The organism is Kordiimonas laminariae (assembly GCF_023008165.1).
Lineage (GTDB): Bacteria > Pseudomonadota > Alphaproteobacteria > Sphingomonadales > Kordiimonadaceae > Kordiimonas > Kordiimonas laminariae.
The window spans coordinates 1-14,405 of record NZ_JAKQZA010000008.1 but is presented as its reverse complement, the minus strand read 5'-3'; the positions used below and the strand labels follow the sequence as shown (position 1 = coordinate 14,405).

General features: G+C 46.1%; 11 protein-coding genes. 9 read left to right on the top strand and 2 right to left on the bottom strand.

All coding sequences use genetic code 11. The annotated features are described in order from the left end of the window. Window positions 1-107: 107 nt before the first annotated feature. Entirely contained in the window at window positions 108-593 is a 486-nt protein-coding gene (locus tag MF542_RS14895) for a phage tail protein (RefSeq protein ID WP_247020869.1), read from the top strand. Between the two features lie 69 nt (window positions 594-662). On the opposite strand, the gene MF542_RS14890 is transcribed toward MF542_RS14895, so the two are convergent. Continuing rightward, window positions 663-1,163, bottom strand: a complete 501-nt coding sequence (locus MF542_RS14890) for a GNAT family N-acetyltransferase (RefSeq protein ID WP_247020867.1) — start codon at window positions 1,161-1,163, stop codon at window positions 663-665. Window positions 1,164-1,255: 92 nt separating this feature from the next. Between MF542_RS14890 and MF542_RS14885 the strand changes: the two genes are divergently transcribed. From MF542_RS14885 to MF542_RS14850, 8 genes are all read left to right on the top strand, one after another. Then, window positions 1,256-3,619, top strand: a complete 2,364-nt coding sequence (locus MF542_RS14885; RefSeq protein WP_247020865.1) for a M48 family metallopeptidase — start codon at window positions 1,256-1,258, stop codon at window positions 3,617-3,619. A gap of 235 nt (window positions 3,620-3,854) precedes the next feature. Next, the gene (locus MF542_RS14880; protein ID WP_247020863.1) at window positions 3,855-4,385 is read left to right on the top strand and encodes an RNA polymerase sigma factor; all 531 of its coding nucleotides are present in this window, start codon (window positions 3,855-3,857) and stop codon (window positions 4,383-4,385) included. A gap of 104 nt (window positions 4,386-4,489) precedes the next feature. Continuing rightward, window positions 4,490-5,512, top strand: a complete 1,023-nt coding sequence (locus MF542_RS14875; protein WP_247020861.1) for a FecR family protein — start codon at window positions 4,490-4,492, stop codon at window positions 5,510-5,512. A 6-nt stretch (window positions 5,513-5,518) separates the two neighbouring features. After that, the gene (locus tag MF542_RS14870) at window positions 5,519-8,035 is read left to right on the top strand and encodes a TonB-dependent receptor (RefSeq protein WP_247020859.1); all 2,517 of its coding nucleotides are present in this window, start codon (window positions 5,519-5,521) and stop codon (window positions 8,033-8,035) included. Between the two features lie 133 nt (window positions 8,036-8,168). Next, window positions 8,169-8,792 (top strand): hypothetical protein, encoded by a 624-nt coding sequence (locus MF542_RS14865; RefSeq protein WP_247020857.1) that lies wholly within the window; start codon window positions 8,169-8,171, stop codon window positions 8,790-8,792. A gap of 277 nt (window positions 8,793-9,069) precedes the next feature. Then, window positions 9,070-9,453, top strand: a complete 384-nt coding sequence (locus tag MF542_RS14860) for a hypothetical protein (protein WP_247020855.1) — start codon at window positions 9,070-9,072, stop codon at window positions 9,451-9,453. Between the two features lie 55 nt (window positions 9,454-9,508). After that, the gene (locus MF542_RS14855) at window positions 9,509-9,979 is read left to right on the top strand and encodes an arsenate reductase ArsC (protein WP_247020853.1); all 471 of its coding nucleotides are present in this window, start codon (window positions 9,509-9,511) and stop codon (window positions 9,977-9,979) included. 80 nt (window positions 9,980-10,059) lie between these two features. After that, complete coding sequence (locus MF542_RS14850) at window positions 10,060-10,728, top strand: TetR/AcrR family transcriptional regulator (protein WP_247020851.1); 669 nt, start codon at window positions 10,060-10,062, stop codon at window positions 10,726-10,728. Window positions 10,729-10,829: 101 nt separating this feature from the next. Here the strand turns inward: MF542_RS14850 and MF542_RS14845 are convergent. Further along, window positions 10,830-14,405, bottom strand: a 3,576-nt coding sequence (locus MF542_RS14845) for a beta strand repeat-containing protein (protein ID WP_247020849.1), incomplete at its 5' end; no start/stop codon positions are given.

Here is a 14,405-nt window from a genome sequence, read left to right as displayed (position 1 = left end):
TGTTCATTTGTATTTTTCTTCCGTTAGAAAACCATTTTCCACCATTGTGTGAGGTCTAAGATGGTGTACAGTTATATGTGGTATTATACAATTATTGGGGAATATTTATGTCATTAAATGATGGAACTATTGGTGAAGTAAGATTATGGGCTGGTAACTTTGCACCTGAAAAATGGGCCTTTTGTGATGGGCAAGTCTTACAAATTGACCACAATGAAATGCTCTTCTCTGTAATTAGCTATACATACGGTGGTGATGGGCGTCGTACATTTGCTCTCCCTGACATGAGAGGTCGGGTGGCTCTTGGTGTAGGGAATGGACCAGGATTAAGCCCAAGCGTGCTGGGGGCTCAGCGTGGTGTGGAAAATGTTACTTTAACTGTGCAAGAGATGCCTGTGCATAATCATGCATTGAACTTCTCTACTAAAACAAGTTCAGTCGCGTCTGGTGATGTACCAGTAACTACATTAGACACAGCGTCAACAATGCAGTCTGGTGAAGCGGGTGGTAACACGGCACATGAAAATATGCAGCCGTCACTGGGTTTAAATTATATAATCTGTGTAGATGGTCAGTATCCGCAGCGTAGTTAAATCATATTGCTTTAAACTAAGGCGCAGTAAATGGGCTGCGCCCTGGTGTTTAGCGGGCAGTTTTCAGCTTCATAGGCGTGTTTTGCTGTGCTCAAGCCATGTCTCGCGGGTCAGACGGAATTTAAGGAAGGCTTCGCCGCCTATTGTGCTCTCACCGTCAGCTATGAAACCAACACGGCTTAAAGCACCGCTGTTGGTGCGGTTTGGCGGAAACAGGATGGTGATGGAAGGTATCTCCCATTCGCGGAAGGCATGATCCGCCACGCGCATAAAAATCTGCCGTCCCCAACCCCAGAATTTGGGCGAAAGCACAAGGGCGAAATCTGCGTCCCCGTCTTCATCCTGCAAACCGCCCCATCCCGCGAAGGCACCACCGATGATAAAGGCGAAAGGGCCATAGCCGTGCTTTGCCCACAGCGCTTGCTTGGCAGCGACAAACGCGCGGCACTGTTCAGCCGTGAAGGGCACCGGAAGCAGCGGCATAAAGGCGCGCACCTGCGGCTCATTCATCAGCGTTAAAAGCACTTCCTCTGCCACGCTTTCAAGCGGCACCATTTCTATGTGAGGCATAGGGAGGGGGTTCCCAATTGTTTTATTTGACGGGCACAGGAAGTATATCTACCTCTAATAGTGAATTTTACAATCTTTTACGGTGGGGGCTTATGCTTAAGGCAAAACTGGTGATGGTGGGTATCCGCTTTTTATTTTCCGTTTTGCCGGCGCTTTTTGCCGTGTTCCTTCTATACGGCATCCGCGGTGAGCATGAGCAGGTTCTTTTGTTCATGAAGGCTGATCTCAGCATTCCGCTTGAGGTGGAAATCGCTGAAAACCGCAGCGAAATGGAACTACTCCACATCTATGTTTTCACGGTGGCTGAAGAAGGGGGAGAAAGCCTGCGTGTGCTTGCTCCGTCACGGGATTGGCGGGCGCTGTTTGGCACCAAAGCGGTTATGTATAAAACCACTGATACATATGTGCCTTATGTGCTGGCTTCCATGGCGGATGAATATTCGGCACCCTATGAGCTGTTCGGCGTTTATTTTACGCTGCGATCCTTTCTCTTGTTTGCGTGGGGCTTTTTCCTCCTGCTTTATGTATTGGCGTTTGAGCTGAATGTCCGTGAAGAGGACGAAGCACCCATTCTGCACTGGAGCGAAAACCCAAAGATGCAGAAATTGGCCAAAAGGCTTGAGAAAAGCTCAAAGAAAAACCTGTTTCTTTATACGCTGAAGGTAAAGCTCCTCGGCTTGTTTGGTATCAGCATCATCCCGCTGTCACTGCTGTTTCTTGGTGGGTTTGGTATCACGGCGCTGGTTGTTTCTTTCATGGTTGGGAAATACGGTCTCGCCTTTGGGAAGGTGATTGTGCTGCCCCTTGGGTATTTTCTTTATGGTGTGGTGAAAGCACTTAAACCGCCACAGCAAACAGATATGGGTTTTGAAATCCAGAGGGACGAAAGCCCTGAACTGTGGCAAACGGTTGAACGTGTGCGCAAGGCGGTGGGCGCGCCCAAAATCCACACACTGATGATTGATGATCAGTTTAACGCCAGCATTCACCAAAAATCTGCGTCCCGTTTCCTGTGGCTGCCGCGCACCACGCTTACCGTCGGCCTGCCGCTTCTTGAAACCCTGTCAGAAGATGAAGTAGAGGCGGTGATTGCCCACGAAATGGGGCATCTGGCGGGCGGGCACGGGGCCAGCGGCGCCTGGATATATTACCTCAGAAATTCATGGGATACACTACGCGCCACAGCGCTCAGGGAAGAAAAGCTCAGCTGGATTTTCGTGAAACTTTTCCTCAGGAAATTTGTGCCGTATTTTCAGGCTTACAGCTATGAACTTTCCCGCCGGAATGAATATGCCGCAGACAGGGCTATGGTTGCAGCCTTTGGGCAGGAAACAGCCGCCCGTGCGCTCAGCCGTATTTTCATTTCTGGGCAGGTTTTCAACCAGCATTTCTGGCCTGATGTTTTTTTGACAGCCCGCGATCTGGCGGAGCCTGATCTTTCCCCCTTCCGGGATATCGCCGCCTATATGCGGGATGTGCCTGAAGGTCTGACCGCCTATATCATGGAAGATGCCCTAAGTTGGGAAACCAGCCTCGTTGATACCCATCCATCGGTGTATGATAGGTTGGAGGCCATCGGCAGTGTGCTGAAAGCTTACCCCGCGCCGGATAAGACGGCAGCAGCCACACTGCTCGGCGGTGCGCACACCCCTGTTATGGAGGCGATCACCAAAACATGGTGGGATGAAGCGCAGAATGAATGGCTACAGATCCACAGCGAATGGAATTCAAACCTAAAGCGCCATAAGGCTATCAAAAAAGCCATCGCCAAGGGCAGGGCGGATGAAGATACATTGACGGAACATGTCTGGTTATCTGCGGAGCTGGAAGACCGCGCGGCGCTCAAGGCAGCATACGAGCTGCTTTACACGCATTTCCCCAAAAATGCCCGCGCAAACCTTTATCTGGGTGCCTTAAAGCTGGAAGCGGATGATGAAACGGGACTTGATATGGTGAAATATGCGTCAGCGGCAGATGAAAGCTATATGGCGGAAGCCACCCAGGTGGCGGTGGAGTATCTTGAGCGCACCGGTCAGGAAGAGGAAGCAGAAGCTTTCAGGGAACGTTTCGCAGAATACTCGCGAATAGAAAAAGAGGCTTATGAAGAGCGGGAGTTTTTTACGCTGGATGAAGATATATTGCTGCCCCACGGCTTGAGCGACAAGGCCCTTCAGCCCATCCTGCGCGCGCTTAAAAAAGTGCCCCAAATCAAAGAAGCCCATCTGTTCAGAAAAGCCCTGAAGCATAAGGCGGAAGAAGATGCCGTGTTTATCTGCGCCGTGAAGGGGATAAGCATCATGCATATGACGGAAGACCCAACCCCCATGGATATGCTGGCAGAGCACTGGCCCCACGGAACCTATAACGGGTTCCTGATTTCCGTTGAAACCCAAATGCCCAAGCTGAAAAAACACTTACCAAAGGATGGCAGCGCACTGATTTATAAGCGGGGGTAGGGCGTTCAAACCTTATCGGCAGTACCATGTATTTATTTGATTAGATTCATTGTTACGGTAACACTCAAAAAGTGAAATTTTGGCGTATACTCAAGGTTGATTGTTGAGAAAACGAAGATTTGTATTGTTTTACCTTTACCAGTGTATAACATGTCGCAACGAATAAAAATCAACTATAGAGTGAATTTTATTCTAAGAAAAATATCAATTCAGGTTGTTTTTTGAGGAATACACTATGGGCAGTAACAGTCAAAAACTGTTAATTGCGCTATATTTGGAAAAAAGATCAAACCTGCTTAGGTTTTTGATTGCACAATTCCGCGACGAAGTCATTGCGGAAGATATTGTGCAGGAAGTGTATTTAAAACTCCAAAAAATGACGGGTAATCAAACATTAAGCAATCCTGAAGCTTATTTGATACGCATAACAAATAATGTAGCATTGGACTACCGAAGACAGCTAGCTAGAAGAAAAGCCAGAGATCATGCATGGAGTGAAGTAAGTGTGCAATCGGTTGGTGGTGAACCTGTTTATGATGCGCCAGACGCTGAAAACATTGTCGATTCAAAAAAAAGAACAGATGAACTTTTAGCTCTGATCAATCTTCTCCCACCAAAATCTCGAGAAGCATTTATTGCACACAAAATAGATGGGCTGACATATTCTGAAGTCGCTGCAAAGATGAATATTTCAAAAAGCGCTGTTGAAAAACATATGTCACGCGCGTTGAAATTTATAGCGTTGCACATCAAGGATGGCCACTGAGAGAAATAATTTTATGATTGAAGTGGGGTAATGAATTAGCTGTGACGTTATATAAAGGGATACAGGTTTTTTCTTCTTAACAAGAATACAAGTATCAGAATGTAATGGATAACGATCAATATAAAAACTTAGATGCGCAAGTTATAGAAGAAGCTGCTGAATGGTATGCAAAGATTCAGAGTGATCAAGTCACTATGGAAGATCTTGATGCGTTAACATATTGGTTATCTAGTAACCCTGATCATGCAAAAGCCTATGAAAAGCTTCATGATGTGGCAGTGAACCTGGATGGTTTGACCCGCGCAGACATAGAATATAAAAATACTGATAGTGTTACTATTCAGCCGGTATTTGAAGGTACCACAGAAATAGCCGCCAGAAGTTGGTTCCATGATTATAAAACCATATGGGCAGGCTTGGTGGCAGCAACATTTTTTATATTCGCCTTTTTACCTTTTTTCTTACAGGATGCACAAACCCCTGTTGGTGAACCCATTATATATCAAGCTCTTGATACACCCCGAAAAAGTCTCTTTTTGGAAGATGGAAGCCAAATAGACATCAATATTGATAGTCAGGTTGAGTTTGCAATCAATGCTGAAACTCGCAGTGCCGTATTGCAGAGAGGTGAGGTTACCTTCAATGTCGCCAAAGATGATAATAAGCCTTTTTGGGTAACGGCTGGTGATATACGGATTGAAGTAACCGGAACTATCTTCAATGTAATGCGCCATAAAAGTGATGTAATCATTACTGTGACTGAGGGTACGGTGAACGTAGTGTCACTGACAGAAACCAACAGCGATGATCACAGGCAATTAACGGCCGGAAAGCAATTACGTCATAGCGAAGGACGCGCGTTAGGTTTTGCTTTGGATGTCAATGCCGATGATGTTTTATCATGGCATGATGGACAACTGATATATGAAGAGGTTTCTCTTGAGGTAGTAGCCCAAGATATCAACAGATATTTTGGTGTAGATGTGATGCTTGATAGCTCCGTTAGGGCCTTGAAGTTTTCAGGCATATTATACACAGATGATCTGCAGACGGTATTAGAATTGCTTGAAAATAGCTTATCGGTCAAAGTTTTGAAAACTGACCAAGTTGTAAAAATTTACCGGTAATAGTGGATGTCAGCCATATTTGCTTTAGCAAGAAGTAGATACTTTTTTTTGTATGTTGTTTGTTGCTTGGTCTTTGTTTCAGAAGCGATTGCTGAGACAAAAGATAAGAAGCACTATTTCGATATTGAACAGACTACTCTAACAAAAGCCTTACGTAAGTTTGCCGCACAGGCGCGTATTTCGCTTAGTTTACCGCATCTTTCATATAGAGACGGAAAGAGCGTTGCTGTAAAAGGTTATTATACCGTCCCGGAGGGACTTGAACTGCTTTTGCATCGGTCTGGCTTAACCTTTGAACCCCTCAAGGGACGGGCTGTAAAAATATATAAAGAAGTTAAGCAACCTTCTATAGTATCGGAGCCGCAGAGTACCGAGAACCTATCAGATGGCTCTAATGAAAAATACATTACCGAGATATTGGTTTCAGCGCGGCGCAAAACAGAAACTCTGTTTCAATTGCCTGTTTCAGCAAGCGTTTATACATTTGAAAACCAAACACAGTTGGGAAGATTAACGAACTCGGATATTGTTACAAAGACAGCGGGGCTTCATGCTGTGCCCAGACGAGGTACACAAAATAAGATAGTTATCCGAGGTATATCTGATGGAGCTTTTAACGGTAGAGTTCAATCTTTAGTAAGCACATATATTGATTTCTCACGGGCAAATTATAATACCCCTTATTCTGGGCTTAATATTGTTGATATTGAACAGATAGAAATATTGAGAGGCCCCCAAGGTACGTTATATGGCTCTGGTGCCATAAGCGGTATCTACAAACTGGTACCGAACAAGCCAAAACTTGATGATGTAGAATTGAAGTTTTCTATAGGCGCCGAGCACACAAAGGGTGGTGCACCGTCTTATGATGTTGCTTCTATAGTTAATTTACCAATTGTATCTGATAAAATTGGTTTCCGTACTTCGGTATTTTTTCGTCGGGAAGGCGGTTATATAGATGATTTGCGTCTTGGTATAACCGACACGAATAGTAATCGATATTTGACATCTAGATCTGCGTTTTTATTACAACCTACCTCGACATTAAATCTCATTCTGAAGTCAGACCTTCAGTATTTTCAATCGAATGATAGTAACTATTATGATGCTGAATTGGGTGATTTAAATCGAGCTAACTTCATAAGAGAACCTCTTGAAAATAAGTCAAAGAGGTTTGGAGTTTTATTAGACTTCGCTCTAAAAGATTTAACGTTTGTATCAGAAACTACATGGCATAACCGAAAGATTGATCAAACACTTGATGCTTCTGTAGCAGCTTCCCGGTTAATCATGAGGCCTGACGTACCAAGTTCTTTTTTCCAGGCACGGCGCATCAATACCTTTTTGAATGAAACGCATGTAGCTTCAAAGACTGGATATCGTCTGGAATTCGTTGCAGGTACTTTTTTTTCGAAACGAACTGAGGAAACTGTATCGAATCTGACCATCCCTGGGAATGGATTGAATGGTGTTTTTGGCCCTGTTGATGCAGCTTTTTTTGAAGATACGGAAGAATCCTTGCAGGAAGTAGCTGTGTTCGGCGAGGCAACATATTATTTCACCGATAAACTATCATCTACCTTAGGTCTCCGCTGGTTTAATTATAAGGCAAATGCGTCAACTGACATTAGTGATATAGAAAGCCGCGACCTCATTACTTTCCGTGATGGGATTAAAGATAATGGGTTTATACCGAAAGTGTCTCTTTCCTACCAGATTCATGACAATGCTATTGTTTATGGTCAGGTGTCCAAAGGGTATAGACTGGGCGGGTTCAATCTTCGTGGGCCAACATTTAGAGGGACCGTTTTTCTAGACAGCACGAGCGAAGATAGGATATTTCTGGGGCCACAGGACGGACTGAGGTTTTTTGAACCTGATTTTCTCACAAGCTATGAAATAGGCTTTAAATATCGGGCGGAAAACATCGGGCTTAATATTAATACGTCCGGCTATTATTCAACATGGAACAACATTCAGTCACTTGAATTTGACACTAATGGTTTGCCTATATCCAGCAATGTAGGGGATGCAAATGTTTATGGGATTGAAGTTGAGGTAAAATATACACCCATGGAAAGCAGGGAAATTATAGCCAATTTCTCATGGAATCAGTCTTCGATAACACAAACAAATACCCAGACAAATACAGGGCTGGGAAACCGACTACCTGGAGTTCCTGCACTGGCAGTGAATGTGTCAGGACGGCAGGATTTTATATTATTTGGCTTAAATGCCAGTCTTGCCGCATCATATAATTTTGTTGGAAGTACCCGTTTAGTTTTTAATCAGGAAAGTGAACCAAAAGCTTCAGGGTTTCATCAGGCGGATGCATCGATTGCCTTTAATTTGAACACCTTACGGTTTTCTATCTATGTTGAAAATATATTTGATAGCAGGGCGAATATTTTTCCATTTAACAACCCTTTTAATTTAAGCGTATCTGAAACTGCGGTGAATAGCACACAGGTTACCCCCCCTCGGCCTCGCACCATTGGGTTTTCTAGCCAGTGGCAGTTTTAATACCAACTAATTATTTCGCTTTCTCACTTAAAAAATCAGGAAGGTGGGGTCTTCTCCATTCTGTGGCGTCTTTTATTCGAGGGTCCAGTTCGACCTTCGAAAATAACAGTGCAAATCAATATGGAGTTGGCATATGCCTGAAATAGTGGAAACGGACAGTAACGTTAGGTTAGTTAGGTTTGGTGAAGAAGATGAAACCTATGACGCAATAGATGGTGCAGAACTTTTTACCTTTGGCCCCAACAGCGGCGACGATGTTATCAGAAACTTCAATGAGTCTGAAGATTTGATATCTCTATTAGGTGCTGATATCGAATCTGGAGATTTTTCCAGCGAACAAACGGATGAAGGGCTTTTGTTAACTTGGGGAGACAATAGCCTTCTCCTTGAAGATTTCTCTGGCGAACTTGGTCCGACTTCTCTTGTGGGTAATTCAACGGGCGGGGATGTTGACATTATCTATGGTGGAAGTGGCAATGATGTTGTTATTGGAGATGGTAGCAGTACTATTATTTTCACTGGAAATGGTGGGGAAGATACCGTTCAAATCTCTGGAAATGAAAATGTTGTTTTCCGGGATTTTAACGTTTCCGAAGATATAGTTCTTTTCTCAGACGCCGGTTTATCTAGAGAAGATGTTACTGTAAATGAAACTGATTTTGGTTTTACTTTGACGACAGGCCTTGGCGGCGAAGTGAGTCTTTTCGGTGTTTCAGATTTAAACCTGCCCTCCAGTAATTTGTTTGATATTTGGTGATAGGGCGCGGAGTTTAAGTCTAGGAAGCTGCCAATAAGTATACAGTTTGGTGCTTTTCTTGGTTAGGCTTTCTAGCACTATGGCTGATAGGTACAAGCATTACATAGGTGGTTAGTACCTATAAAAAAGCGTAACTTTCAGAGTGTTGTTTTTCTGAAAGTTACGTCTTTTTGATGGTCAAAATATTAATCGAATGAAGGATAAGAGGATATTTCCTTCTAGACTCTTCTTTATATATCCATTAATCTCGATATATCGATGAATTAAGGATACAGCTATGAAATATCTTCTCTCACGGGGTATCATTACGGCGTTTGCTGTGACGGCTGCCCTTTCTGCGCCTGTTCAGGCTGCGGAACCTCTTAAATCTGTTACGCTGAAATTCTCTGGCGAGAAAAAATGGGCGGCAACATGCTCGTTCGAGAAATCAAACGGTAAGGTAAAAGCCTTTAAAAAACGTGGCCGGGGCCACCGGTCTAACCAAGTGATCGCGAGCCGCCAGATCGCAGGCGGTGAATGCGCTATTACTGTACCAGAAGGTACCACGCTTGTGGTTTCCTTTAACAGCCGCCCGCCTGGTAGCTGCCCGTTTGGGGAAGGCGTGAAAACATGCGCAAAACGGTTCTCCGCAGGGGAACAGAGCTTCCGCTTTGGTGCTTAGGCACCAACAAAGTTACCGCACGTGTATTTGGTGATTATTTAGAGACATAAGCCTTATGAAAATTCTTTATATCTGCACCCATAACCGCTGCCGCAGTGTGCTTTCAGAAGCGCTGACAAACCATATGGGCGGCGGCAAGATTGAAGCCCGCAGTGCCGGCAGCCAGCCGGTGGGTGAAGTGCACCCGCTTACCAAACATTATCTGGCAGAGCACGGCGTGCCCACAAACGGGCTTTCAAGCAAAAGCTGGGATGATATGGAAGATTTCACCCCTGATGTGGTGGTAACCGTGTGTGATAGCGCAGCGGGCGAAAGTTGCCCTGTGTGGATGGGAAAAACGCTGAAGCTCCATTGGGGGCTTGAAGACCCATCGAAAATAGAAGGAACTGACGCCGAGAAAGCCGATGCTTTCCGCGCAACCATCCGCGAGATTGAAAGCCGGGTTGAGCGCATGCTTGCGCTTGAGTTTAGTGCTATGGACCAAGCGGCTTTGAAGGCCGCGATGGCCGAGATGGGTGCGCACTAAAACACGGTGGGTGATAGCTCCGGCTTGACCTTCGGCACCTGTTTGCTAGAAGCAAATGGGGGCCGGAAGGAAGTGGGACTTTGACAACGAAAACAGCGCCAGTGGGAGTGCAGCGGGAAACCGCAACAAGAAAACGTGCAAGCGCAACACGCACTGCGCTTATTGACGCGGCTGAAAGGTTGCTTGCTGAAGGTGGTGTGCGCACCCTTTCGCTCAGGCAGGTGAATAAAGCAGCGGGGCAGAAAAACTCAGGCGCCATTCATTATCATTTTGGTTCCAAGGAGGCTATTCTCTCAGCCATTCTTGAAAAACGCATGGCTGTGCTGGATGCGGAGCGGCAAGAAAAGCTGCGCGTGGTGGATGCGGAAGCGCTTTCAAATGTGGACCTTCTTATCCTGCTTGGGCAGCCGCTTTCAGAGCGGATTGAGCAGGACGAAGGCTGGCGGCATTATGCGCTCTTCGCCAAGGACCTGAGCGAATACCAAAACCGGGAATACAGGCCGCTTTATGAAGGGCAATTCAGCGCCGGGGCGGAACAGATTTTCAGCATTTTAAAAAGCCGGGCAGGGAATGTGGATGCCGCCCAGTGGCGTGATAAAGTTCACACTTCTGTTCACATAGGTTTCACTTTTGTCGCCGATAGGGTGCAGAAAATGATGGGGGGTGCCCAAAAGTGTGCCCTTGAAGATTTGGAAAAATTCCTGAGGCGCAAGGCCGAGGTGCAGGCGCTTATTTTGTTTGGCGATTGATAGCGCGAACAGGCAAATATCTGTGCTTTAATTTTTTGAAGAGTGAAGAAAAATGCCCCCGACTGAGATAGGGGGCATTTGCTGTTTTTTAAAAGATATGTCTAAAGCAACGTGATGTTACTGCTCGACAGATCACTTAGACTTGCGCCTGCAATAAAGATGCTCTGATCATCTCCCAGGGTGAGGAGTACTCCGTCAGCATCCTCGGTTGCAGCTGCGAGAAGGGCATCTACATCAGCGAAATTATGAGCAGAATCAAAGAGTTCAATGATGTCTTCGTCGGCATCAAAATCAGTGATGCGGTCATTGCCGGAATCAGCGCCGAAGACAAAGTGATCTGCGCCAGTGCCACCTGTGAGCGTATCATTCCCGAAACTTCCCCAAAGTGTATCATTGCCCGTACCGGCATCAATCGTGTCATTTCCTTCACCGTTGAAGATAACATCATCACCGGAACCGCCATTAACGGTATCATTACCCTGACGCCCCCACAGGAGATCGTTACCGCTGCCGCCGTTTATCAAATCATCGCCGGCACCGCCACCAAGGGTATCGTCCCCTTCATTACCGCTGACGTCATCATTTTCCATATCGCCCTGGCCTGCGTAAGACAGATCATCTCCCCTGCCGGCATTAATGGTGTCCGAACCCTGACCACCAATCAACAAATCTTGTCCTCGGTCGCCATCTATTTCATCATCATCGCCGCCACCAAGAATGGTATCATTACCGAAGCCGCCATCAATGGTATCGTTTCCGCTACCACCTTGTCCTCGGCTGCCCACGATATCCGATGACGGATCTTCATCGTCGCCTAACTGGATGAAATCGTTGCCATCACCACCGTTCAAGGTGTCTGAATCTTCGCCACCAATCAGTGTATCATCACCATCGCCGCCATTGATTAAATCTTCTCCTCTGCCGCCATTAAGAAGAAGATTGTTATCCTCGTTCTCTTGCGCATTGATGGTGTCATCGCCGTTACCAGCGTTAACCGTATCGTCGCCACCGAGAAGCGTGATTTCATCATCTTCATCTGTGAGCTGAATATTATCATCGTTAGCAGTAGATTGTGGCTCTGGTTCGCCTACACCAGTGATTGTTACGGTAATGGTATGTGTAGAAGTATCTGAGGCCGTATAGGTAATGATATCTGTTACTGTGTCACCGTCATCAAGACCTGCTACCCGACTTGGGTTTACTTCATAGGTCCATGTGCTGGATGATGGGCCAGTGACCAGCGTAAAGCTACCAAATGCATTATCACCTATAGTAGCTGCCTGATCAGCAAATACGGGATCACTATCATCTGCATCGCTCAGGGATATTGTGCCACTGACTGATGTGCCTGTTTCACTGATTGTGGCTGATGTATCACCAGAGAGAACTGCATCATCATCCACGCCAGTGATGGTAATAACGATATCCTGCTCGGTTCCGTCCTCGGTTTCTACCGTAAGTGTGTCATCGAGAGAGCCACCAGTGGTCAGTTGATCAACAGCCGCCAGTGTTTCGTCAACATCGTATGTCCAGCTGCCATCGGTATCAATGATAAGTTGTCCGTATGAACCATCCAGTGTTTCTGCAAGAAATACATCATCATTATTATCCGGGTCAGTTGAGTTGAGATCGCCAGATACTGTACCGATAACATCTTCTGTGATTGATAAAGTATCATCACCGGAAATAACGGCTATGTCGTTCACGGCCGTTACATCAGCGTTTACAGTACCAAGTGTTACATCGCCTGAGCCATCACCATCATTCGCAGCAACGGTAAAGGTGCTAGTATTATCGCCGTTGTCATTTGTTGCAGGGGTCCAGGTAATGGCGCTTGTTGTATCAAGATAGGTACTGATATCTGCCGGTGAGCCAACCAGGGTGATGGTTGTGCTGTTAACCAGTGTTTCTGTTACACCGCCACCAACACCAGCACCGTCTGTTGGGGTACCAAATATACCTTCATTTGCCGTAATGGTTACCGTAATAGAAGCACTGTCCAGGTCACCAATAGTAGATGAGCTGAGATCTACGTTGCTTGATGTATCTTCCGTGAACGTAAGGTCTGTTGGAAGAGCGGCATCCAGAACCGGGTTGGTGTTTACCGGATCAACATTTACTGTAACGTCAGCAGCATTAGATGTGGCGCCTGTGCCGTCCGAAAGTGTAATAGAGATGGTTCGGTCACCATCTGTTGGTGTGTTACTATCTGCGTTATTATACTGAATTTCTCGCAGAAGCTCTTGCACTCTTGCTGGTGTAGCATTTGAGTTCAGGCTAATAATCAAATCTTCATTCGATCCACCAGTTGCGCCAGAGTCAATCGTACCTATCACAGTACCGCTTACTGATACTGTTGAACCTGCAGTTTGCCCTGCCGAAAGGCTGATGTTGCCGCTGGTATCAATCTCTAATCTATCTTCCGCAGCTTGATTGGCTGTAATGGATATGGTGAGATCACCGCCATCAAAATCAGCAGAGTCAGCGTCAGTGATTGTCAGGTTATCACCTACATCCAAGGTTGTTGCATCATCACCTTCAGTGAAGGTGAAGCTATCACCGCTCAGGTTAGCAATTACCGGTGGATTAGGGCTTACATTGATAGTGAAGTTCGCTGTGGTATCTTCATCGCCACTGTTTGCTGTACCATCATTATCATTCAGCGTGAGTGTGAAGGTGCGTGCATCTACGACAGATGGGCCTTCATACAATAAGTTCTGAAGTAACGTAGAAATAGAGGACGGATCGGCGGAGGCCGTTGTAAAGTTGATAGTAAAGTCATTACCGCCCTGACCATCATCTGTTACATCAACCGTACCAACTGTTACGCCGTTTACTTGAATGGTTTCACCAGCAGAAAGTGTTGCATCGCCACCTGATGTAACAGTGGTGCCGTCCACTGACCAGTTGCCGTTAGTTGTGCCGGTGTTTTGCGCGATCGTGATAAATCCGCCATTGAAGTCGCTCGAATCTGCGTCTGTAATGGCTGCATCATCAAATAGGGCGACATTGGTTGCACCGTCTCCGGAAATAACAGTGGAGCTTTCACTATCCACACCTGTGATAGCTGGTGCACTGTTCACAGGTGTAACTGTAACAGTGCTGGCTAGATTAGGTGTTGCGCTATCCACACCGCTGTTTGCTGTACCGCCACTATCTGAAATATCTGTAATCGTTACAACACGATTACCAGCTGATGTCGGATCGTCGCTGGTGTTACGGTAGGTGAGCGCGTCCACCAATGTCTGGAACTGCGCAGATGTAAGCGTTCCACCAGAGAAGCTCACTGTTGCCGTTGAACCAGTAACCGATACAGAAACACTCAAACCATTCGTGGCTGTTGTCACCATGGTGCCGTTGGTGAGAGCCACATCAGAACCGTCGAAGCTCAATATCTCATTCGCGCCATCAGAAACATTGGTAACCGTTAGGGTCATGGAGGTGAAGGTATCACCACTTTCAATGGTAGATGCAGATACAGTGTTAAACAGATCCTGCGCCGCACCACCTTCAACGAAGGTTGGGTTGCCGCCAGTTGCTGTTAGAGTTGGCGCATCATTTACTCCGGTGATGTTCACATTTACGGTGCCTAAGTTTACGTTACCAGAGCCATCGCCATCGTTGGCAGTTACGGTAATCGTGGCTGCGGCATTGCCGCTTACATTAGATGCACTTGT